The organism is Micromonospora parathelypteridis (assembly GCF_014201145.1).
Classification (GTDB): domain Bacteria; phylum Actinomycetota; class Actinomycetes; order Mycobacteriales; family Micromonosporaceae; genus Micromonospora; species Micromonospora parathelypteridis.
The window spans coordinates 6,368,362-6,390,296 of the sequence record NZ_JACHDP010000001.1 but is presented as its reverse complement, the minus strand read 5'-3'; the positions used below and the strand labels follow the sequence as shown (position 1 = coordinate 6,390,296).

The window sequence follows — 21,935 nt, the reverse complement described above, 5'->3', positions numbered from 1 at the left end:
TCGTCCGGCGGCCAGCGAGGCCACCGGTCATCGATGTACGTGGATATTAATGTGACGGCGACCGATGTTCGGCATAGCGGAAGCGTCATACCAACGGGGTCGACGGCTGTTACCCAGCGGTTACACCGCAGCGAAGTGCCCGTGCCGAGGCAGGACGACGGTGGCGACAGAGGGTCACCGGCAGTGCCGCCGCGACGTGACCCCGCACACCGAACGGAGAAACCACGATGAGGATCAGGAGCGCACTGACAGCGTTGGCGGTCGTACTCGCCGGGCTGGTCGCCGGCGCGGGCAGCAGCAGCGCGGCGGGCACCACGACCGGGTCGCCCTACTGCGGGATCACCTGGGGCAGCGCGGAGAAGGCGGCCGGCGCGCTGAGCAGCGCCCCGCTGGTCGACGTACGGACCGGCCGGCACGACTGCTACGACCGGGTGGTGTTCGAGTTCGCCGGCCCGGTCGACGGTTACGCGGTCGCCTACGGCGAGACCTGGACCGAGGGCGAAGGGCTGGCGCTGTCGCCGTACACCGCCGGAGGCGCGCTGCTGCGGGTCTCGTTGCGGGCCCCGGCGTACGACGACGACCACCAGGGCACCGTGCCGTACGCGGTCGGTGCGCACGTCGCGAACCTGCTGCGCTACCCGACGCTGCGCGACGTCGTCTTCGGCGGCAGCTTCGAGGGCTACAGCACCTTCGCCGTCGGCGTACGGGCTCGGTTGCCGTTCCGCACCTTCGTACTCGCCGGACCCGGCACGCACAGCCGGATCGTGCTCGACGTGGCCCACCAGTGGCAGGAGTGAGTCCAGGCGGACCTGGCCGGACGGTTGGTTGCCGTCCGGCCCGGCCCGCGACACCGACCGTTTCGCCAGGACCGTCGGCGACCGCGGCGGGTCTACCCTCGGGTGATGGAGGGCCGCGTGCTGGTGGTCGAGGACGACACCTCCATCCGGGAGGTCACCGCCCTCGGTCTGCGCCGCGCCGGCTTCCGGGTCGACACCGCCGTCGACGGGCGGCAGGCCCTCGCGTCATGGAGAGCCCACCCGGTCGATCTGATCGTGCTCGACATCATGCTGCCCGGTCTGGATGGCCTGGAGGTCTGCCGGGAGATCCGGCGCACCAGTCAGGTGCCGATCCTGATGCTGACCGCGCGCACCGACACGATCGACGTGGTGGTGGGGCTGGAGTGCGGCGCGGACGACTACCTGCGCAAGCCCTTCGACCTGCCGGAGCTGGTGGCCCGGGTCCGCTCGGTGCTGCGCCGGGTGAACACGCCGGTCGCGTCGAGGATCATCGAGGTCGGCAGTCTGGAGATCGACCCGGGCAGCTTCGTGGTCCGCCGGCACGGCCGGGAGGTGGCGCTCACCTCCACCGAGTTCCGCCTGCTGTTGGAGCTGGCCCGCCGACCCGGCCAGGTCTTCACCCGGGACCTGCTGCTGGACCTGGTCTGGAACCACAGTTTCCTCGGCGACTCCCGACTGGTCGACGTGGCGGTGCAGCGGCTGCGCGCCAAGATCGAGGACGACCCGGCGCAGCCACGGCTGATCCAGACGGTGCGCGGCGCCGGCTACAAGTTGTCCACGGGCTGACAGGAGGGTCGGCGATGGCCGGACGCGCGGTGACCCCGGGCCGTCTGCGGCGCCGGCTGACGATCGCGTTCGTTCTGGTCGCCGGGGTCTCGGCCGGGCTGCTGGCCGGCGGGACCGGGCTGCTGCTGCGACAGTCCTGGTGGGACGCGTCGCTGCACGAGGCCGCCGCCGACGCCCGTTACCAGCTCGTCCTCGCCGGACAGTTCCTACCGCTGACCGAGAAACGCAGCACCGAGCTGCTCAGCAGCTTCGAGGCCAGTGGCCGGCACGTGGTGCTCGTCGACGGCCCGGCCCGTCCATCGCACCCCGCGTACGCCCCGGTGCTGGGCACCCGGTTGCGGGCCACGGTCGCGGACGGGCAACTCGGCTACCAGCGCTCCGCGCCGGCGCAACGTCCTCGGCTGCTGGTCGTCGGCGGGCGCATTCCCGGTTCGACCGCCGAGCTGTACGTGCTCACCGTGGAGGACGACGTCGCCACCGACCTGGGCCAGCTACGCACCGCGCTGGTGGCCGGCTGGGTGCTCGTGGTGCTGCTCGCCGCCGGAGTGGGTCACGCGTTGGCCCGCCGCACGTTGGAGCCGGTGGGTCGCGCCAGCCGGGCGGCCCGAGCGCTCACCGAGGGCCTGCTCGCCACCCGCCTGCCGGTACGCGGGCACGACGAGTTCAGCGTCTGGGCGGCGTCGTTCAACGAGATGGCCGAGGCACTGGAGTCGAAGATCGCGGCGCTGTCGGCCGCGCAGGCCCGCGAGCGGCGGTTCACCGCCGATGTCGCGCATGAGCTGCGTACCCCGGTGACCGCGCTGGTGGCCGCGGCGTCGCTGCTGCGCGAGCACCTCGACCAGTTGCCCGACGACGCTCGACCGGCCGCCCGACTGCTGGTCGGCGACGTGGTCCGGCTGCGCCGGCTGGTCGAGGACCTGATGGAGATCTCCCGGCTGGACGCCGGGCGCGAGCAGCCGGCCGTCGGGCCCGTCGACGCGGTCGCGCTGCTGTACGGGATCGTCAGCGCGCGCGGCTGGTCGCAGCGGGTGCGGGTCAGCGGAGATCCGGTCACGCTCCGCACCGACCCGCGCCGCCTGGAGCGCGTGCTGGCGAACCTGGTCACCAACGCGATCGAGCATGGCGGCGGGGAGATCCGGGCCACCGTGACCGATGCCGACCCGCTGGTCGTCTTCGAGGTCAGCGACCAGGGGCCGGGCATCCCGGCGGAGCACCTGCCACGCGTGTTCGACCGGTTCCACAAGGTCGACCCGTCCCGCTCCGCACCGGGCAGTGGGCTCGGGCTGGCCATCGCGTGGGAACACACCGCCCTGCTGGGCGGGGTGCTGAGCGTTCGCAGCGGGCCCGGCAACGGCACCCGTTTCCTCCTGGAGCTGCCGGCCCGTGGTCCCGCCGAGGCACCGAGCGACGACGGCGAGCAGCGGGACCCGAGTGTCGGCCTGGCGGCGGGCGGTGCGAGGTGATCCGGCGGGGTGTTGCCGGCGCGATCGCGCCGGTGCTCGTCGCCGCGCTGCTCGTCAGCGGGTGCGGCGGTCCCCGCTCCGGTGCGCTCGGCCCCGCGCCCACCACCGCGCCGTCGAGCGCCACACCGTCGAGCGGCGCACCGCCGAGCGCCACGCCGTCCGGACGTCCGGTTCCGACCTCCATGCCGCCCTCGGACCCACCCGGGGCACCCGCGTCGACCCCACCGGCGCCGGCGGGCACCACCACCCGTGACACCGTCACCATCGAGCTGTGGTTCGTCCGCGCCGGGCAGCTCGTACCGACCAGGCGGGTGCGGCCGGCGACCGTGGCGACGTCGCGGCTGGCGCTGACCGAGCTGGCCGCCGGGCCCACGCCGGCGGAGGCCGCCACCGGGCTGACCACCCTCGTCCCGGCCGGCGTCGAGGTCACCCGCATCACCGCTGGCACGGCGACGCTGCGGGTCCCGCCCGCCGACGACCCGGCGCAGCGGCGGCTGCGCGAAGCGCAGGTGGTGTGGACGCTGACCCAGTTCCCCACCGTGCGGGAGGTTCGCGTCGACGACGATGACCCGGTCGACCGGACCGACTACGCGGACCTGCTGCCGCCGATCGTGGTCACCGGCCCACTCCCCGGTGAGCGGGTTTCCACCCCTCTCATCGTCACCGGCACCGCCGACGTGTTCGAGGCCACCGTGAGCGTCCGGGTGCTGGACGCCGCCGGCCGGGAGGTGGCCACCGGCTTCGGCACCGCCAGTTGCGGCAGTGGCTGCCGGGGCGGTTACCGGGTGGTGGTCGCCTGGCGCACGGCACGGGAGCAGAAAGGCACGGTCGAGGTGTACGAGGTGTCCGCGCGCGATGGCACGCGGATCAACACGATGGCCGTGCCGGTGCTCCTCGCGCCCGGCGGTTGACCACCAGGTTCACCTGCCGGACCCCCGATGGAAACGCAATCGTTTCGTCGACTCAGTGCGACGCAACTCACGAAAACCTGCACGTTCGGATAACCGCGAACTAGTGTCAGTACGACATCGTTTCGCGGGGGGCTTCGGGGATGCTGGGTGGTCAGCAGGTGGGCGCGGGTGCCGGAGTTCCGGCAGCCCGGGTGCCACGGTGCACCGACAGCGACCTGTTCGCCGTGGTCACCGACCTGCTGCGCGAGGTCGGCTTCGACCGGATGACCATCGACGCCGTCGCCGCCCGCGCCCACGTCAGCAAGGCCACCATCTACCGGCGCTGGGACGGCAAGGCCGAGTTGGTCGTCGCCGCCCTGCGTGACCGGCACGTGAGCGTGCACAACCCGCCCGACACCGGCTCCCTGCGCGGTGACCTGGTCGAGCTGCTGCGCGCCACGGCCGCGATCTGTGTGGCCGACTGCGACCTGATGCAGGCGCTGACCTTCGCCATGCGGACCAACCCCGAGCTGGAACGCCTGGTGCGCCACCAGGTGCTGCCGGCCGGGCGGGTGGCCAGCACCGCCATCCTGGTCCGCGCCGCCGCCCGCGGGGAGATCCCGCCGGAGGCCGGCGAACGGGAGCTGTTCCACGATCTGGCGCCCGCGCTCACCATGTCCCGCATCGTCGCGCACGGTCTACCCGCCGACGACGCGTTCCTCACCCAGGTCGTCGATGAGGTGCTGATCCCGGTACTCCGCTACCAGCCCGACCGCCCGTCTCAGGCCTGATTCACACCGACATTCGCAACACGGAAGGCTTCACCATGCCCGGAACTACCTCGACCGCGCCCGGCGCACCCGGCGCCGGGACGTCGACAGGCGCGCCGCACCCGCGGCGCTGGATCGCGCTGGCGGTCATCGCGGTCTCGCAGCTGATGGTCGTCCTGGACGCCACCATCGTGAACATCGCGCTGCCGAAGGCCCAGGTCGACCTGGGCATCACCGACGCGAACCGGCAGTGGGTCATCACCGCCTACACGCTGGCGTTCGGCGGGCTGCTGCTGCTCGGCGGCCGCATCGCCGACTACTGGGGGCGCAAGCGCACCTTCCTGGTCGGCATGACCGGCTTCGCGCTCGCCTCCGCGCTGGGTGGCCTCGCCACCACCGGCGAAATGCTCTTCGCCGCCCGCGCGCTGCAGGGCGCCTTCGGCGCGCTGCTCGCCCCGGCCGCGCTGGCGCTGCTCACCGTCCTGTTCACCGAGGCCACCGAGCGGGCCAAGGCCTTCGCGGTGTACGGCGCGATCGCCGGCGGTGGGTCAGCGGTCGGTCTGCTGCTCGGCGGGGTGCTCACCGAGTACGCCGACTGGCGCTGGTGCCTGCTGGTCAACATCCCGGTCGCCGCGATCGCCATCGCGTTCGCGCTCCCGCTGGTGCCGGAGAGCCGGGCACACGGCAACACCCGCTACGACGTGCCCGGCGCGATCGTGGTGACCGCCGGCCTGGTCTCGCTGGTGTACGGCTTCACCAAGGCGGCCGAGGACGGCTGGGACGCCGCCGCGACGCTCGGTTTCATCGCCGCGGGCGTGGCGCTGCTCGCCGTCTTCGTGGTGATCGAGCTGCGCTCCAACCACCCGCTGCTGCCGCTGCGGATCATCCTGGACCGCAACCGGGGTGGGGCGTACCTCACGTCGACGTTGATCGGCGCCGGCCTGTTCGGCGCGTTCCTCTTCCTGACCTTCTACTTCCAGGTGGTGTTGCAGTACAAGCCCCTTGAGGCCGGGCTCGCGTCGCTGCCGGTCACCGCGGGTGTGCTGATCGCCGCGGGTGGCGCCAGCCAGCTGATGCCACGGGTGGGGGCCAAGCCGCTGATGGTCGGCGGCGCCGTCCTCGCCGCCGTGGGCATGCTGGTGCTGACCCAGATCGACGTGGACACCTCGTTCCTCACCCTCCTGCTGCCCGCCCAGGTCATCCTCGGCATGGGTCTGGGCTTCACCTTCGTCCCGCTGTCCAGCCTCGCCCTGGTGGGGGTGCCCGAGCACGACGCGGGCGCGGCCAGCGCCACGCTCAACGCCACTCAGCAGATCGGTGGCTCGCTGGGCACCGCGCTGTTGAACACCCTGTACACCAGCGCGGTCGCCGCGTACCTGGTCGGCCGGGCGCCGAACCCGGTCAACCAGGTCGAGGCGCTGGTGCACGGCTACCGCGTGGCGTTCGCCTGGGGCGCGGCACTGATCGTGCTCGCCGGACTGGCCACCCTGATCCTGGTCAAGGTGCGCAAGGAGGACATCCCGACCGGCAACGCCGTGCACATGGGCTGAACCTGACTGAAGCGGCCGCCGGCCGGACCACCCCGACCCTGGGGTGGGCCGGTCGGCGGCCGCTTCCGGTAACGTCCCGACCATCGTCGAAAGTCCGTTTGAGGAGATCCATGTCGACCCCAGCTGACCAGATCATCACAGCTCTGCGTGCGGGCCACGAGGAGCTCGCCGCGCTCGTGCGGGATCTCAAGGAAGACGACCTGCTACGACCCTCGGGGGCCAGCGAGTGGCAGGTGTCCCAGGTGCTGAGCCACCTGGGCAGCGGCGCCGAGATCAACCTGGCGTCGTTGGACGCCGCCCGCACCGGCACTCCCGGCCCGAACGGGGACTTCAACCGCACCGTCTGGGCGCGCTGGGACGCGATGTCCCCGGCCGAGCACGCGGCCGGCTTCCTCGCCGCCAACGAGCGGCTGGTCGAGGCGTACGAGTCGTTGGACGCCGAGACCCGGGCCTCGCTGCGGATCGACCTCGGGTTCCTGCCGGAACCGGTCGACGTGGCCACCGCGGGCCGGTTCCGGCTCAGCGAGTTCGCTCTGCACCAGTGGGACGCCGAGGTGGCGTTCAACCCGTTCGCGGCGGTGACGCCGGAGGCGGTGTCGCTCCTGCTCGACCAGGTCGGCGGCATGCTGGGCTGGACCAGCCGGCCGCAGGAGCTGGCCGGCCGGGAGGCCACCCTGCTGGTTCGGCTGCACGCGCCCGAGCGGGCGTTCGGGCTGCGGCTGGGTGAGAAGGTCGAGGTGGTCGACGCGCCGGAGCAGGCCGACGGTGAGCTGACCGCACCCGCCGAGGCGTGGCTGCGGCTGGCGGTCGGTCGGCTCGGGCCCGCGCACACCCCGGAGGGTGTGCGGGTGACCGGCCCGCTGACGCTGGACGACCTGCGCCGGGTCTTCGCCGGCTTCTGAGCCTGCGGGCTCTCTCCGGGCTCCGCTCAGCCCTGTGGCGGCAACCGTGCCGCCGATCGTGGCTGAGCGGGCCCGGTGGCGGCGATGTGCGCCGGTTCCGGCCCGTCGTCCGCCACCCGGACTGCGGGCCGGCGGTACGTCAGCGGGGCGCGGGCCGCCACCGACGGGAATCGCGTGACGGCGAGGGCCAGCGCAGGACGAACGTTCGTTCCTCGCGGGCAACCAACAAGATCGCACCGGACCCAGGTCGTAGTGGTGTCAGCGCGAGCTGAGCCGACAAGATCGCGCTCGATCCAGGTTGTAGTGGCCTCGCAGGCCATGATCGTGCTCGATCCTGGTTTTAGTGGTATCGGCGCAAGGTCGAGACCCCTACTTCCAGGATCGAGCACGATCTTGGCTGGTCCACCGCCGTTGCCCGCATGTGTGGGACGGGTGCAGCCCGATGCGCACGGACATGAGGTCACGGGCTGCCAGTATGCCCGTTTAAAGCAGAATGCGCGGCCCGTGGGGCGTCGGCAAAGGTGGGCTCGGCAGTGATCGACTCCAGATCGCCGACCTGGGGGTATCCCAGCGCGGGGAAACCGCAACCTCGGCGACATGGAGTCGACCAACCGCCCTCCACGCCCAACTCCGGCGCGTCGAGCTGTAGTGGTCTAAATCCCATGCCCCTTACATTCCCGGATTCCGCCTGCTAGCGTCGTAAGAGTCAAAGGCGTTAAGCCAATTACGCCTGACAGAGTCTCTCGCTAGGAGCGCTTCCCATGAGCCAACTCGTCCTCACCGGCATCGGCGATTACGCGCAGAACGTCCGCCTGGAGCAGCAGCCGGAGCTGACCGTCGGCCCCGACGACGTCCTCCTCCAGATGGAGGCGGCCCCGATCAACCCGGTCGACAATCTCTTCTCCAACGGCTGGTACGCGGTGCAGCCGCAGGTGCCCAGCTTCATCGGTAGCGAGGGCGTGGGCCGGGTGCGCACGATCGGCGCCGCTGTCGACCCGACCCTCGCCGGGCGGCGCGTGGTGATCCTTGGCAGCTACGAGCAGGGTGCCTGGGCGGACCAGGTCGTCGTCCCCGCCCGCAACGTCGTCGCCGTCCCCGAGGGGATCGACGCCACCCAACTGTCGATGCTCACCATCAACCCGATCACCGCTCACCTCATGCTCACCAGGTACGTGGACCTCAAGCCGGGAGACTGGATCGCCCAGACCCTCGGCAACTCGGCCGTCGCCCGGTCCGTGATCACCCTGGCCCGGATCGCGGGCGTCCGGACGCTCAGCGTCGTCCGCAGTGAGAAGGCCGCCGAGGAGGCTCGGGCCGCGGGCGGCGACCTCGTCCTGGTCGACGGCGACGACCTCGCCGAGCGCACCGCGTCGGCGCTGGCGGGTCAGCGGCTGCGCCTCGTGCTCGACGGCGCGGGCGGCAGCACCGCCGGGGCCCTCGCCACCGGGTTGGAGCCCGGCGGCACCGTGGTCAGCTACTCGTCGGCAACCGGGGAACCACCCGTGCTGCCCCTCGGCAGCCTCGTCTACGGCGAGCTGAGCCTGCGCGGCCTGTGGGTGGTGAACTGGTTCCACACCGCGCCCCGGGCGGAGATCGAGAAGGTGGTCGCCGACCTCGTCGACCTCGTCGCTGGGGGTGAGCTGGTGGTCCCGGTCGACTCGACCTACCCGCTGCACCGCTACGCGGAGGCGTTCGCCCGCAACGCGTCGCCGGAGCGTACCGGCAAGGTGCTCTTCACGTTCGACACCACCGGCGCGTGACACCACCGACCGGCCCGCGCGATCGCGCGGGCCGGTCGGCTCGTGGCCGGTGCCACGGCGGACACGTCAGCCCTTCACACACACCACCTGCTTGAGGTGCGCCACCACCTCGACCAGGTCCTCCTGCTGGGCCATCACCTCGGTGATGTCCTTGTACGCGCCGGGAATCTCGTCGACCACCCCGGCGTCCTTACGGCACTCCACCCCGGCGGTCTGCGAGGCCAGGTCCTCCGTGCTGAACGTCCGCTTGGCCTGCGCCCGCGACATCCGCCGCCCGGCCCCGTGCGACGCCGAGCAGTACGCGTTTGGGTTACCCCGACCCCGCACGATGTACGAACCGGTGCCCATCGATCCGGGGATGATGCCCAGGTCGCCCCGGCCGGCCCGGATCGCGCCCTTGCGGGTGACCAGCACGTCCACCCCGTCGTAGCTCTCCTCCGAGACGTAGTTGTGGTGGCATGAGATCGGCTCGTCGTAGGCGACCTGCGGGAAGTGCTCACGCACCACGCCGCAGAGCAGGGCCAGCATGACGGCCCGGTTGCGCCGCGCGTACTCCTGCGCCCACCAGAGGTCCCGCCGGTACGCGTCCATCTCCGGCGTGCCGGTGAGGAACACCGCCAGGTCCCGGTCGGGCAGATCGATGTTGTGCGGCAGCTTCCGGGCCACGTCGATGTGCCGCTCGGCCAGCTCCTTGCCGATGTTGCGGGACCCCGAGTGCAGCATCAGCCAGACCCGGCCCGAGTCGGCGCCACCCTGCTCCAGGCAGACCTCGATGAAGTGGTTGCCCCCGCCGAGGGTCCCGAGCTGCCGCCGCGCCCGCGTCTCCAGCTGCGCCACGCGCCGGTCCAGGCCGGCGAACCGCCCCCAGAAGTCGTCCCAGCCGGCCTGCTCCAGGCCGCGGACCCGACGCGTGTCGACCGAGTCCGGCCGCTGCGCGAAGCCGACCGGGATGGTGGCCTCGATCGCGGAACGCAGCCCGGCCAGGTCGTCCGGCAGGTCGGCGGCGGTCAGCGACGTGCGTACCGCCGACATTCCGCAGCCGATGTCGACACCGACCGCGGCCGGCGAGACCGCCTGCCGCATCGCGATCACCGAGCCGACCGTGGCGCCCTTGCCGAAGTGCACGTCGGGCATGACGGCGACGCCCTGCACCCAGGGCAGCGCACCGATGTTGCGCAGCTGACGGGCGGCCTGCGGCTCGATGGCGTACGGGTCGGTCCAGACCCGGACCGGTGCCCGGGTACCGGCGAGAGGGGTGAATCCCATCGTGGTCTCCTCGTGAAGTGCGGTGGTCACCACCGAGCGGTGACCGTTAATGATCAGGTGCCGGCGGTCCGGGGTCCGGCGGCGGTAGGCGGATGTGAAACGGCCGCCCGATCCCCGTGGGATGGGCGGCCGGCGGACGCGTCAGCGTCGGCGTCAGTCGCGCCACCCCGACTCGGGGCGCCGCACGGGGCGGCAGGCACGGGTTTTGGCATAGGTGAGCACAGAGGCGCCGGCAGGGAGCAGGCGCAAGGCGGCGTCGGTGCGGACGCGTCGCGGCACGGCGTACTCCCTCGGGGTGTGATCGGTCGACCTTGCACCGACGAGAGTAGGAGGGCCGCGGCGCGTCCGCAATGGATATCGCCGCTACCGGCCGCCGACCCGGCGGTTGACCGCCAGCAGATACTCCTTACGATCCAGCGGGTTGTTGTCCCAGCGGGCCCGGCCAGGGGCGGGACCACGCACCGGCCGGTAGCTGTCGAACTCGGTCTCCAACACGCCCTCGCCCCGGGTCAGCGCGGGCAGGCGACGCTCCAACGCATGCACCAGGCCCGCCGGAATCTCGCCCGTCACCAGATACGACGCCCCCTGCCCGGTGGTGGCGGTCGGCACCGCGTCCAGTCGGGTGAGCGCGGGCAGCAGCGTGCCGAGGACGTCACCCGGCACCTCCAACCGGAAGCGGTGCACCGGCTCGTGGACCCGCGTGCCGGCACGGGTGAGCGCGGTCATCAGCACCAACGGGGTGAGATTGCGGAAGTCCCCCGCCGTGCTGGACATGCTCTTGTCGAAGGTGCCGTGGGAATGACTCTGCCGCGCCCAGTAGCCGGCGTGGGTCAGCGTCACCTCGCAGTCGGGGACCTCCCACCCGTGCAGGCCCTGGCGCAGGGTTCGGCGCACGGTCTCCTCCACGGCGGCGAAGAAGGCCGGTGGCATCGAACCCAGCTCGACACCGAGCCGGAAACTCACACCGGCACCGGTCGGCGCCGGCGCGACCCGCAGTCCGACGGTGGCCAGGAACGGGTTGGGCGCCACCGCGATCACCTCGACGGCCGAGCCGACGCCGGACACCCGTTCCACGTGCACCGTGCTGGTCTCCCGGAACGTCACCCCCACGCCGAAGTCGTCGGCCAGGGTGGCCTGGATGACCTCCTTCTGCACCTCGCCGTAGAGCGACACGGTGATCTCGTGCTGTCGGTCGTCCTGCCGCAGGTTGATCAGCGGGTCCTGCTCGGCGAGCTGGATCAGCGCGGCGTGCAGCGCGACCCGGTCGACGGAACGCGCCGGAACCACGACGGTCTCCAGCGTGGGTGGCGCGAAGTGGCGGTCCGCGCCGGCACGTTCGAGGGTTACGCCCACCGGGTCGCCGATCCGCGCGTCCGTGAGACCCCACAACCGGGCGATGTGGCCGGCTTCGACGGCCGACGCCACCATGTCGGCCCCGTGGGCGACGACGCGTACCGCGGTGACCAGGACAGCGTCGGCAGCGCCGACGCGGACCCGGTCACGGACCCGGATCGTGCCGGCGAAGAGCCGGACCAGGGCGATCTTCTCCCCCGCCGGGCCCCGTTCGATGGCGAACACGGTGCCGGATACCGGGGCGTCGACGTCGCCCTGGACGGTGGGCAACAGTTCGGTGATCCCGGCGATCAGCGCGTCCACCCCGGCGCCGGTGATCGCTGAGCCGGCGAACACCGGCTGTACCAGGGCGCGGCCGGTCCGCGCCGCCAACGCACGGCGCAGCCGCGAGTACGGCAGCGACGCCGTGTCCGTCACCCAGTCGGCGAGCAGCACGTCGTCCTGCCCGGCGAGCAGGTCGAGCAGCCGGTCGGTGAAGGCGACGTCGGCGGACCCGTACGGCGTGCAGTGGGCGCCGCGGGTCCCCGCCGCCGCCACCGAGCCCATCGCCACGACGGCCTCGGTGAGCTTCTCCGCGACGGCCCGTACGACCCGCTCGGGGTCCGCCCCGGCCCGGTCGACCTTGTTGACGAAGATCAGCGTCGGGATGCGCAGCCGGCGCAGTGTCCGCATCAGCACCCGTGTCTGCGGCTGCACGCCCTCCACCGCGGAGATCACCAGCACCGCGCCGTCGAGCACGCCAAGCACCCGTTCGACCTCGGCGATGAAGTCCGGGTGACCGGGCGTGTCGATCAGGTTGACGGTCACGTCGTCCAGCACGAAGGAGACGACAGCCGAGCGGATGGTGATCCCGCGTTGCCGTTCCAACGCCAGGGTGTCGGTACGGGTGCTGCCCGCGTCGACACTGCCGAGCTGGTCGGTCACACCGACATCGTGCAACAGCCGCTCGGTCAGGCTGGTCTTACCGGCATCGACGTGAGCCAGGATGCCGAGGTTCAGGGTTTTCACGCAGCGTCAGGTCCTTCAGGTAGGCGACAGATCCCTTCTGGTCGGACATCGACGCAGCGCGCATTGTTACTCCCTGGAGGTTGGTGGCGGTTTCGGGTAGTTCAGCAGGTCGCCGCGGCTCGGGCAACCGAATAACCGGCGCTTTCGTTCACCGTCTGGCCGGCTGTGCGACGTCGTTCGCTCACCTGACGTGGCTAGATTCGCGCGGGCATTTTCCGCCCCTGTTCAGGGAGAACCACCATCACCGCCACCTGGCCGTTGCACCACGCCGGCACCGTCGCCACACCACCGGACCTCCCTCGGGCGGATGCGAGTCGGGAGGTGAGCGACACCCGACCGGGCTGGGCGGTGGCGAGTTGGGCAGTCCCCGCGCTGGTCGCACTGGTGCTGGGCCTGTGGCGGCTGACCGGTCCGGCGCTCTGGGCCGATGAGCTGGCCACCTGGGGCGCGGTCCGGTTGAGCTGGTCGCAGCTGTGGCAGCTCGCCGGTTCGGTGGACGCGGTCCTGACGCCCTACTACGTCCTGATGAAGGTGTACGCGGCCGTGGCCGGCACGTCCACTGCCGCGTTGCGGCTGCCCTCGGTCGCCGCCATCATCGTCGCCACGGTCGTGGTGACCGCGCTCGGGCGCCGGCTCGGCGGCACCCGGTTGGGTCTGCTGGCGGGACTGCTCTTCGCGATCCTGCCGGTCACGTCCCGGTACGCGCAGGAAGCCCGGTCCTACGCGCTGGTGATCCTCGGGGCCGCTGTCGCCGTGTGGTGCCTGGTCCGGCTGCTGGAGGAACCCTCGCGCCGTCGACTGACCGGATACGCCGCCGCCGTCGGATTCGTCGGCCTGCTGCATCCGCTCAACGGTCTGCTCATGCTCGCGGGTCACGCCGTCGCGCTCGGCTGGTGGCAGCTTCCTCGACGTGCCGAGGGGTGGCGGACCGCGCGACGCTGGGCGGCGGCGGCCGGTGTGGGGGTGCTGCCGGCGCTGGCGCTGGCCGTCTGGGGTGCCGGTCAGACCGCGCAGGTGTCCTGGATCGCGCTGGTCAACCTGAGTGCCCTGCAGGCGTTCCCCGAGCGGCTCTTCCACTCCGCGGCCGTCGGCGGGCTCGTCCTCGTACTCGCGGTTCTCGGCGTGCGCCGCGCCCCGGCGTACGTCTGCCTGGCCGGTGCGGCGTTCGTTCCGATGGCGCTGCTGTTGCTCGCCGGCACCCACCTGCACGTCTGGGTGGCCCGCTACGTGCTGGTCGTGCTGCCGGCGCTGGCCGTCCTCGCCGCGTCTGCCCTGGCCCACGCCGGACGATCATCGGCCGTCGTCGCGTTCTGCCTGGCGGCCGTCCTGAGCTGTCCCGCACACGTCGCCATCCGGGCCCACGCCGGGCACAGCCAGGACTCCTACCGCATCGCGGCGGTCATCGGCCCCCGCTACCAACCCGGCGACGTGGTGGTGTTTCCGGACAGCCACCCGAGCATCCCGTGGTCACCACGGGACATCTACGAACGCTACCTGCCCGCCCCGCGCCCTCCGGACGTGCTGCGCGTCGCCGCGCAGCGCACCGATGGCAGGTTCCTGGCCACCGAGTGCCCCGACGCCAGCTGTCTCGGCACCCCACCGCGCGTCTGGGTCGTCGGGGCCGACCCGGTGGCCGACCCGCTGCGGGACATGGCGCCCGGCAAGCGGGAACGGATCAACGACGGCTACCGGTCCGTGCAGCGCTGGCAGTACCCGCTGCTGAGCATCAGCCTCCTGGAGCGCACGACCAGCCAATAGCTCCCGTCATTGCGGAAGATCAGCTTCCGCGATGCCTGGCAGACTCGCGGACATGGTGGAGACCTCGGTGCGGCTGTTGCGGCTGCTGACCCTCCTGCAGGTACGCCGGGAGTGGTCCGGCGCGGACCTGGCCGACAGGCTGGCGGTCACCACCCGCACCGTCCGCAGCGACGTGGAGCGGCTGCGGGTGCTGGGCTATCGGATCGAGTCACATCCCGGCGTGGCCGGTGGCTACCGGCTCGGTGCGGGGTCCGCGTTGCCACCTTTGCTGCTCGACGACGACGAGGCGGTGGCGGTGGCGGTCGGGCTGCGGGCGGCCGCGGGCGGTTCGGTGACCGGCATCGAGGAGACGTCGCTGCGGGCGCTGGCCAAGTTGGAGCAGTCGCTGCCGTCGCGGCTGCGGCACCGGGTGGACGCCCTGCGCACGGCGACGGTCTCCGCCGCGGGCGGCGGCCCGACCGTCGACGCCGACACGCTCACGGCCGTGTCCACCGCCGTGCACTCCCGGGAGCGCCTGCGGTTCGACTACGCCGGGCATGACGGCACGACCACCGTGCGCGACGTCGAGCCGTACCGTCTCGTCTACACCGGCCGGCGCTGGTACCTGCTCGGCTGGGACACCCACCGCGCCGACTGGCGGACCTTCCGCGCCGACCGCATCCGACCCCGGACGCCGACCGGCCCGCGCTTCACACCCCGAGAGCCGCCAGGTGGTGACGCGGTCGCGCACGTGCTGCGCGGCGTCGGCTCCACGGCCTGGCCACACCCCGCCCGGGTACGCCTGCACGCGTCGGCCGACCAGATGGCCCAACGGATCCCCACCACAGCGGGCCTGCTGGAGGCGATCGACGAGCAGACCTGTCTGCTGCACACCGGTGGGGAGTCGCTGGCCAACCTGGCCGCCTTCCTCGGCACCCTCGCGGTCGACTTCGACGTGCTCGACCCGCCGGAGCTGCGCGCCGTCATCCGTGCCGTCGCCGCCCGGTTCGGGCGGGCCGCTCAGGTGCCGTAGCCGCCGCCTGGGCTTCGGCGGCGTCGGTGGTAGGCGTAGGCGACCGCGGCGAGCAATGGTCCCCACAGCAGCAGCGGGAGATAGCAGGCATAGAAGATCGCGGCCTCCCACTGCCCGCCCTGGGTGGGGAAGTCCGCGGGGAGCGGCCCGCCTCTCATGGTGACCCCGGCGAATATTCGGACGAAGGCGGTGGTCCACAGGACGGTCAGGATCGCCGCGCCGAGCGTCGCGGGGACGAGGGCGACGCTTGTCGGCACTCTGCGGCCCCGCAGCCCGGGAACCCAGCGCGGGAGCCGCTCCCCCCAACCGGCGATGAGCCCGACGGCGGTGAACGCCACCACCTCCGCCACGATCGAGAGGGAGACGACGTATATCCGCCCGTCGAGCCCGACGCCGTCGCGGAACGCGACCGGAAGCCGCCAGAGACCCGACGGCAGGACGGTGAACGGGATGGCGTAGGCGGCAAACCGCGCCCACCGGGGCACTCCGGCCACCGGGGCATGGGCCGCCCGCCACGCCGCACGTGGCCGCGATTCTCCGGTTCCGGCGGCCACCGGGAACAACGGCGTGGCGCCGCCACGCTGATCACGTGTTCTCATGTCACTGACGCTAGGAACGGGCGGGCCGGGCCACCTCCCTCCTGCGAGGGAGTGCACCCACCTGGATGGGTGCCTAACGTCGGTCACCGTGAAGCGCGGTGCCGCCCGTGGCGGCACGATCCTCGGCCAGCGTCGGCGAGGTCGGCACGGACCGGGCGGCCGCCCGGGGACGCAACCGCCCGGCGATCATTTGTATCCCGACGTAGAGGAACGGGAGCAGGAGCAGCAGATCCGCGGCATGCGCTACCAGCACCTCGCGCGGGATGCGGCTGATCGGGAAGACCACGGCCCCCAGGCAGATCAGCCCGCCGATCGCCACCGGCACGGCACGGATCCGGGCCAGCACCAGGCCGAGGACGAAGAGGCTGGTCGGGAAGAGCGGGCCGGCGAACCAGAAGAGCACCGACGCGGCCACCGGGTACGGCTCGAGCAGCCGTACCGCATCGCCGTGCGAGACGCCGAACAGCTCCTCGTGCATGCCCTGCAGCCCGAACGCCACCCCGCCCAGCACTCCGTAGCAGGCCAGCGGCAGGGCGATGGCGGCGTACCGGGGTGCCCACGGCTCGATCGCCCGGAACACCCCGACCAGGCCGACCAGCCAGGCCAGGGAGGAGAGCACGTTGAACACCGCGGCGTCGACTCCCTGCACGCCGCCGTCCTGCCAGTAGAACGTGCCGACGACGCTCAACGCCGGACCGAGCAGCAGCCCGACCCCCGCGATCCACCGGTACGACCTGGGCAGTTCCTGCGCTTCTTGCGAGTAAGTTGTCATGCCGATGACGCTATGGTTCGACCTGGCTCGATCCGTCCGGCGAACGCGGTCGCCGCACTACCGCAAACGCGGTAGCCGTCGAAGCGCCGGCTACCGCGACGGCGGCAGACCCGTCAGACCGGACTGGTAGGCGAAGACCACCAGTTGCGCCCGGTCCCGGGCGCCCAGTTTCACCATTGCCCGGTTGATGTGCGTCTTCGCCGTCGCTGGGCTCACAGTCAGGCGTACCCCGATCTCCTCATTGGAGAGCCCGGCCGCGACCAGCGTGATCACCTCACGCTCGCGCTGGGTGAGTGCGGCCAACGACGCGGCCGGAACCGCCGGACCTTCGGCCCGGCCAACGAACGCCGCGATCAGGCGCCGGGTCACGGCGGGCGCGAGCATCGCGTCGCCGCGGGCCACCGTCCGTACCGCCTGCCGCAACTCCTCCGGCTCGATGTCCTTGAGCAGGAATCCGCTCGCCCCGGCGCGCAGGGCGGAGTAGACGTACTCGTCCAGCTCGAACGTGGTCAGCATCAACACCCGCACGCCCGGCAGCCGGTCGTCGGCGAGGATCCGCCGGGTCGCGGTGAGCCCGTCCGTCCCCGGCATCCGGATGTCCATCAGCACCACGTCGGGGCGGTGCGCCCGGGTCAACGCGATCGCCTCCGCGCCGTCGCCGGCTTCGCCGACCACCTCGATGTCGTCCGCCCGCTCCAGCAGTGCCCGCAGTCCACCGCGGACAAGGATCTGGTCGTCGGCCACCAGCACCCGGATCACGTCGTCGCCTCCCGTACCGGCAGCCAGGCCCGCACCCGGAAGCCGCCGGCCGGCTCCGAGCCGGCGGCCAGCCAGCCGCCGAGGCTGCCGGCCCGCTCCGCCATCCCGCGGATGCCGAACCCGGTCCCCGGCGTGGCCGGCTGAGTGCCATCGTCGACAATCTCCAGTCGCAGTCCGTCCGGCAGATACTCCACGGTGACGTCGACCCGGTTGGCGGCGGCGTGCCGCAGCACGTTGGTCAGCGACTCCTGGGCGATCCGGTACGCGGTCGCCTCCACCGCCTGGGGCAGTGGCCGGCGGTCGCCGCGCCAGGTGAGCGCCACCGCCGGCCCGTCGCCGGCCCCGCAGGCCTGGGCCATCACCGGCAGCCGGTCGAGGCTCGGCGCCGGCGGCTCCGGTTGGGCCGGCGTCGCGCCGAGCGGGACGCCCTCGGGTAGACCGGTGTCCGCCGGATCGGCGTCGCCGGGCGGATCCGCCGTGGCAGGGGTGCCGTCCCGCAGTACGCCCACCGCCGCGCGCAGGTCGCGCATCGCCTCCCGGCTCGCCTGGCGTACGGCGCCGAGCGCCGCCCGGGCCTGCTCGGGCGAGTCCCTCAGCGTCTCCGCCGCCACCCCGGCCTGTACCCCGATCACCGCGATCGTGTGCGCCGTGATGTCGTGCAACTCCTGGGCAATGCGGATCCGTTCCCGGGCAAGGCGCTCCGCTGCCGCCCGGTCCCGGTCCGCGGCGACCCGATCCCGCTCGGCGGTGAGCAGCGCGAGCCGGGCGCGGGTCTCGGCCTGCCAGTGGCGGCGGCTGCGCGTGGCCTCGCCGAGCAGGAGCGCGGCGATGAAGACAGCGAACGAGCCGTCCAGAGTGGGATCGAGGGGGTCGAGGTTCTGGGTGGCGACGCGCCCCTGCAGATCGGATCCGATCAGGATCGCGGCGACGGGAATCGACGCGGCCCGGTCGGTCGCGGCGGCACCGCTGTAGAGCGCGACCCAGACCGGCACGGCCGGCGCCCCACCCGGATAGTCGAGCATGTGGTAGGCCAGCCAGCCGACCGTGACCAGCGCGAGCACCAGCGCCGGCCAGCGGCGGCGCAGCGCCAGCACCGTCGACATGGCCAGCCCGAGCAGGTACGCCGCCTGGTCCGGTGGCCGGTCCGCGGGCTGCAGCACGCCGGTCCGGATCCGGAAGACGGTCGCCACCGCCACGACGACCACCAGGGCCGACTCGCCGACCCACGGCGGCACCGTCGCCCACCAGCGCCGCAACGCCTCGAACGTCACCTACTCACGGTACGGAAGACGGTGGCCACCGGCATACCACGAATGCGGTATCCGCTGGTGGCCGCCGCGAGGTCAGGTGTCGTAGCAGCCGTCCCAGGGCGGATCGAAGCCCAGGTCGTCGGGGAGGAACTCGGCGTGGTCCTCGCCGTCGTACTCCTCGGACCAGTCGACCAGCCCGAAGACGTGCCCGTTGACCTCGACCTGGAACAGCCCGATGGCGATGTCGGCGTATTCCCGGCCGGGCAGCGCGTCGAGCCATTCGACGAGGCGGGCCTCCGCCAGGTCGATGGAGGCCTGCTCGTCTTCGCTGGTGCCGGCGAACCAGATGTCCGAGTCGGTGTGCACGCCGTCGGCGTCGAACCGGTGCAGCACCGCGTACCACCGCTTGTGGCGGTACCAGTTGTCTTCGGCTCCGGCACCGTCCTCCAGAGTCGCGGTGACGGAGCCGAAGAACTGGCCCTTGTCGTACCGCCCGATGAAGCGGGTGCGGTAGTCAGGCTCGTACGCGATCGGCACACGGTCGGGAATCGCCATGGCGGGAGGTTACCGGGGCGGGTCTACGCCTGTGGTACCAGCCGGAAGGACTGGGCGGCGGTGCCGTTGCAGGTGTACTGGACGAGCTGGACGCTGTCCGCCGTGGACGCTCCCGGCACGTCGAGACACTTGCCACTGAGGCGGTTGACCAGGCGGTAGTAGCCACCGCCCTCCGATTCGGCCCGCCACTGCTGGTTGTTGCCGCCGCTGTAGGACCAGAGCTGGATCGGCGCCGAGTTGGCGGTCGACACGTTTGTCACGTCGAGCACCTGGGCGCTGTTGTTGCGGTTGTTGACCCGCAGGTAACCGCCGCTGGTCGGCACGAACTGGTACTGCTGCGCGGCGCTGCTGTTGCACGCGTACTGCTGGATGGCGGTGCCGTTCGCGCTGGACGCGGCCCGCGCGTCCACGCACTTTCCGCTGCCCCGGTTGACCACGGTGTGCCAGGCGGTCGGCGAGATCGCGCCGTCGGTCGGCGGTGGGGTCGTCGTCGGGGGGACGGTGCCGACGCCGGCGAGCCAGTGCAGCCCGTCGATCAGCAGTCGGTTCTGCTGGGCGCTGTCGAAGGTCGACGACAGTCCGGTGTTGGTGCTGTAGTTCATCGCGTTGTGCCCGAAGTTGGCGTAGAGCATCTTGTACTGCCGGTTGCTCCACACCAGCGGGTAGTAGCCGCCGTACCAGGACTGGTTGGGGTCGGTGCCGACCGGGAAGCTGGACGGGTCGACCGAGGCGAGGATGTCGATGTTGGGGTTCTGCCGCAGGTCGTTGCTCCAGGAGTACCACTCGCTGATCGACGAGGGGAACGTCGCCGGGAGGTTCCGGGTGGCGGCGTGGGTGCGGTTGTCGGCGCGCAGCGTGACCCGGGTGGGGCCCCAGGTGTTGGTCTGGAACGCACCGGTGCCGAGGAAGGTGTTGTAGTACCAGCTCCAGCTCGACGGGTTGTCGGTCCACGCGCTGACGTGGAAGCCCAGCCATGCCCCGCCGTTCTGCATGTACTGCTGGAACGCGGCGCGCTGCCCGCTGGGCGGCGCGTCGTCCAGGAACATGATGACCTTGTACTGGGCCAGGTTGGCGGTGTTCAGCAGACTCCAATTGTTGGTGGCCTCCCAGGAGAAGCCGTACTGGGCGGCCGCCTGCGGGAACCAGGCTCGGGCGTCCTTGACGAAGTCGATGTGCGCGGCGTCCCAGGTGCCGTTGTAGAAGGCCAGGACCTTGAACGTCGGCGCGGCCTGCGCTTGCCGCGAGGCGTTGACCGCGAGGCCGGCGCTCAACGCGACCACCAGGGCGACCAACAACGACAGGATCCGTCTGGTACGGGAGGAGAGTTCTGCGATCACCTGATCGTCCCTTCGCTGGGAACGCGCGCCGCCGCGTCGACCTGAATCATTTGTTCACAAGGTTTACAGATAGACGAAAGGTTATGCCTTGCGCCGGGTGGCGTCAATCGCCGGCCGACCGATCCGGTGGGATTCCTGCGACAACGGGTACTCCGCGCCGGTGACCAGCCCGGATGTGGTGAACGTCGACCAGCCGCTCGCCGTGGACGTGCCCGCCGCGCCGCACGACGCGAGCGGAGAGCGGGTGCCGACTCGCGACCTGACCAGCCTCGCGCCGCCGGCCAGGTCGGCGCGCCGTTGGACCCCGGGCCGGGTGGTCGCCACGCCGGCCGCGTTGGAGCACCCGCACGGCCAGCGGATCGTCGAACTGGTGCAGGCACAGGGCATCGAGGTGGAACACCTGCGCTCCAACCGACTGACCGGGGTACGCGGGCAGACCGACCGGGAGACGTACGCGCGGGCCAAGGCGACCATGGCGATCGTGGTGAGCCCACCCTCACGACGCGCCCTGCAACCCATCGCGCCGAGCGCCGACTGGCGGGTCGACCTGGCCGAGGGCTGCCCCGCACACTGCCAGTACTGCTACCTCGCCGGATCGCTGTCCGGCCCGCCGGTGACCCGGGTGTACGCGGACCTCGAGGACATCCTGGGCGGGCTGGCCGCGTACGCCGGGCGTGGAACGGTGACCAGCCGCAACGCACGGCGCGCCGACGAGGGCACCACCTTCGAGGCGTCCTGCTACACGGACCCGCTGGCGTTGGAGCACCTGACCGGGAGTTGGCGGCGGGCGGTGCAACACTTCGCCGACTGGGACGCGCCGGTGCAGTTGCGCTGGACCACCAAGTACGCCGACGTGGAGACCTTCGTCGGGCTGCCGCACGCCGGTCGGACCCGGGTCCGGTTCAGCGTCAACTGCGCCCCGGTCAGCGAGCGGTTCGAGGGCGGCACTGCCCGGGTGCCGGACCGACTGGCCGCGCTGCGCCGGCTCGCCCTCGACGGTTACCCGGTCGGGCTGACCATCGCGCCGATCATCGCGCTGCCTGACTGGCGGGAGCGCTACGGCGAGTTGCTCGACCAGGTCCGCGCGGCGGTCGACGGGGTGCCGGAGTTGGACCTGACCGCCGAGCTGATCACGCACCGGTTCACCCCGGGCAGCAAGGAGGTGCTGCTCGGCTGGTACCCGCGTACCCGCCTGGAGATGGACGAGGAGTCTCGCAGTCGCAAACACGGCAAGTTCGGCGCGGTGAAGTACGTCTACCCGCGCGACACCATGGCCGAGCTGCGCGAGTGGTTCCACGCCGAGCTCGCGGCGCGCGTGCCGGCCTGCCGGATCCTCTACTGGACCTGA

At 71.8% G+C, this 21,935-nt stretch carries 19 protein-coding genes; 11 read left to right on the top strand and 8 right to left on the bottom strand.

The window, feature by feature from the left end:
• Window positions 1-227: 227 nt before the first annotated feature.
• The 8 genes from HNR20_RS28695 (at window position 228) to HNR20_RS28660 (ending at window position 8,918) form a co-directional block, all read left to right on the top strand.
• The gene (locus tag HNR20_RS28695; protein ID WP_184186203.1) at window positions 228-797 is read left to right on the top strand and encodes an AMIN-like domain-containing (lipo)protein; all 570 of its coding nucleotides are present in this window, start codon (window positions 228-230) and stop codon (window positions 795-797) included.
• Between the two features lie 105 nt (window positions 798-902).
• Window positions 903-1,583: a response regulator gene (locus HNR20_RS28690; protein WP_184186200.1), complete on the top strand. Its 681-nt coding sequence runs from the start codon at window positions 903-905 to the stop codon at window positions 1,581-1,583.
• A gap of 14 nt (window positions 1,584-1,597) precedes the next feature.
• Window positions 1,598-3,046 (top strand): ATP-binding protein, encoded by a 1,449-nt coding sequence (locus tag HNR20_RS28685; protein WP_184186197.1) that lies wholly within the window; start codon window positions 1,598-1,600, stop codon window positions 3,044-3,046.
• The gene (locus HNR20_RS28680) at window positions 3,043-3,957 is read left to right on the top strand and encodes a Gmad2 immunoglobulin-like domain-containing protein (RefSeq protein ID WP_229687257.1); all 915 of its coding nucleotides are present in this window, start codon (window positions 3,043-3,045) and stop codon (window positions 3,955-3,957) included. Before HNR20_RS28685 ends, HNR20_RS28680 begins: the two co-directional genes overlap by 4 nt.
• A gap of 140 nt (window positions 3,958-4,097) precedes the next feature.
• Entirely contained in the window at window positions 4,098-4,727 is a 630-nt protein-coding gene (locus tag HNR20_RS28675; RefSeq protein ID WP_184186194.1) for a TetR/AcrR family transcriptional regulator, read from the top strand.
• 35 nt (window positions 4,728-4,762) lie between these two features.
• Window positions 4,763-6,256, top strand: coding sequence for an MFS transporter (locus HNR20_RS28670; RefSeq protein ID WP_184186191.1), 1,494 nt, complete (start codon window positions 4,763-4,765; stop codon window positions 6,254-6,256).
• 110 nt (window positions 6,257-6,366) lie between these two features.
• On the top strand, window positions 6,367-7,158 hold the full coding sequence (locus HNR20_RS28665; protein ID WP_184186188.1) for a maleylpyruvate isomerase family mycothiol-dependent enzyme: 792 nt from the start codon (window positions 6,367-6,369) through the stop codon (window positions 7,156-7,158).
• A gap of 761 nt (window positions 7,159-7,919) precedes the next feature.
• On the top strand, window positions 7,920-8,918 hold the full coding sequence (locus tag HNR20_RS28660; RefSeq protein ID WP_184186186.1) for a zinc-dependent alcohol dehydrogenase family protein: 999 nt from the start codon (window positions 7,920-7,922) through the stop codon (window positions 8,916-8,918).
• Window positions 8,919-8,984: 66 nt separating this feature from the next.
• Here the strand turns inward: HNR20_RS28660 and HNR20_RS28655 are convergent, their stop codons facing one another.
• Both HNR20_RS28655 and HNR20_RS28650 read right to left on the bottom strand, forming a co-directional pair.
• On the bottom strand, window positions 8,985-10,184 hold the full coding sequence (locus HNR20_RS28655) for an RtcB family protein (protein ID WP_184186184.1): 1,200 nt from the start codon (window positions 10,182-10,184) through the stop codon (window positions 8,985-8,987).
• A gap of 363 nt (window positions 10,185-10,547) precedes the next feature.
• Window positions 10,548-12,545: an elongation factor G gene (locus tag HNR20_RS28650; protein WP_184186182.1), complete on the bottom strand. Its 1,998-nt coding sequence runs from the start codon at window positions 12,543-12,545 to the stop codon at window positions 10,548-10,550.
• Between the two features lie 321 nt (window positions 12,546-12,866).
• Between HNR20_RS28650 and HNR20_RS28645 the strand changes: the two genes are divergently transcribed.
• Both HNR20_RS28645 and HNR20_RS28640 read left to right on the top strand, forming a co-directional pair.
• Window positions 12,867-14,303, top strand: a complete 1,437-nt coding sequence (locus HNR20_RS28645) for a glycosyltransferase family 39 protein (protein WP_184186179.1) — start codon at window positions 12,867-12,869, stop codon at window positions 14,301-14,303.
• Between the two features lie 52 nt (window positions 14,304-14,355).
• The gene (locus tag HNR20_RS28640) at window positions 14,356-15,315 is read left to right on the top strand and encodes a helix-turn-helix transcriptional regulator (RefSeq protein ID WP_184189213.1); all 960 of its coding nucleotides are present in this window, start codon (window positions 14,356-14,358) and stop codon (window positions 15,313-15,315) included.
• Here the strand turns inward: HNR20_RS28640 and HNR20_RS28635 are convergent.
• The 6 genes from HNR20_RS28635 to HNR20_RS28610 all read right to left on the bottom strand — a co-directional run bounded on the left by HNR20_RS28635 (window position 15,303) and on the right by HNR20_RS28610 (window position 20,587).
• The gene (locus HNR20_RS28635) at window positions 15,303-15,914 is read right to left on the bottom strand and encodes a hypothetical protein (RefSeq protein WP_221309951.1); all 612 of its coding nucleotides are present in this window, start codon (window positions 15,912-15,914) and stop codon (window positions 15,303-15,305) included. The genes HNR20_RS28640 and HNR20_RS28635 overlap by 13 nt on opposite strands.
• Window positions 15,915-15,987: 73 nt before the next feature.
• A complete protein-coding gene (locus HNR20_RS28630) occupies window positions 15,988-16,686 on the bottom strand; it encodes a hypothetical protein (protein ID WP_184186177.1) in 699 nt (232 codons plus the stop codon).
• 90 nt (window positions 16,687-16,776) lie between these two features.
• The gene (locus tag HNR20_RS28625) at window positions 16,777-17,445 is read right to left on the bottom strand and encodes a response regulator transcription factor (RefSeq protein WP_184186175.1); all 669 of its coding nucleotides are present in this window, start codon (window positions 17,443-17,445) and stop codon (window positions 16,777-16,779) included.
• Window positions 17,442-18,716 (bottom strand): sensor histidine kinase, encoded by a 1,275-nt coding sequence (locus HNR20_RS28620; protein WP_229687258.1) that lies wholly within the window; start codon window positions 18,714-18,716, stop codon window positions 17,442-17,444. Before HNR20_RS28620 ends, HNR20_RS28625 begins: the two co-directional genes overlap by 4 nt.
• A gap of 72 nt (window positions 18,717-18,788) precedes the next feature.
• A complete protein-coding gene (locus HNR20_RS28615; RefSeq protein WP_184186174.1) occupies window positions 18,789-19,250 on the bottom strand; it encodes a hypothetical protein in 462 nt (153 codons plus the stop codon).
• Window positions 19,251-19,273: 23 nt separating this feature from the next.
• Window positions 19,274-20,587 (bottom strand): RICIN domain-containing protein, encoded by a 1,314-nt coding sequence (locus tag HNR20_RS28610; protein ID WP_229687259.1) that lies wholly within the window; start codon window positions 20,585-20,587, stop codon window positions 19,274-19,276.
• Between the two features lie 160 nt (window positions 20,588-20,747).
• On the opposite strand from HNR20_RS28610, the gene HNR20_RS28605 reads away from it, so the two are divergent.
• On the top strand, window positions 20,748-21,935 hold the full coding sequence (locus HNR20_RS28605) for a spore photoproduct lyase family protein (protein WP_229687260.1): 1,188 nt from the start codon (window positions 20,748-20,750) through the stop codon (window positions 21,933-21,935).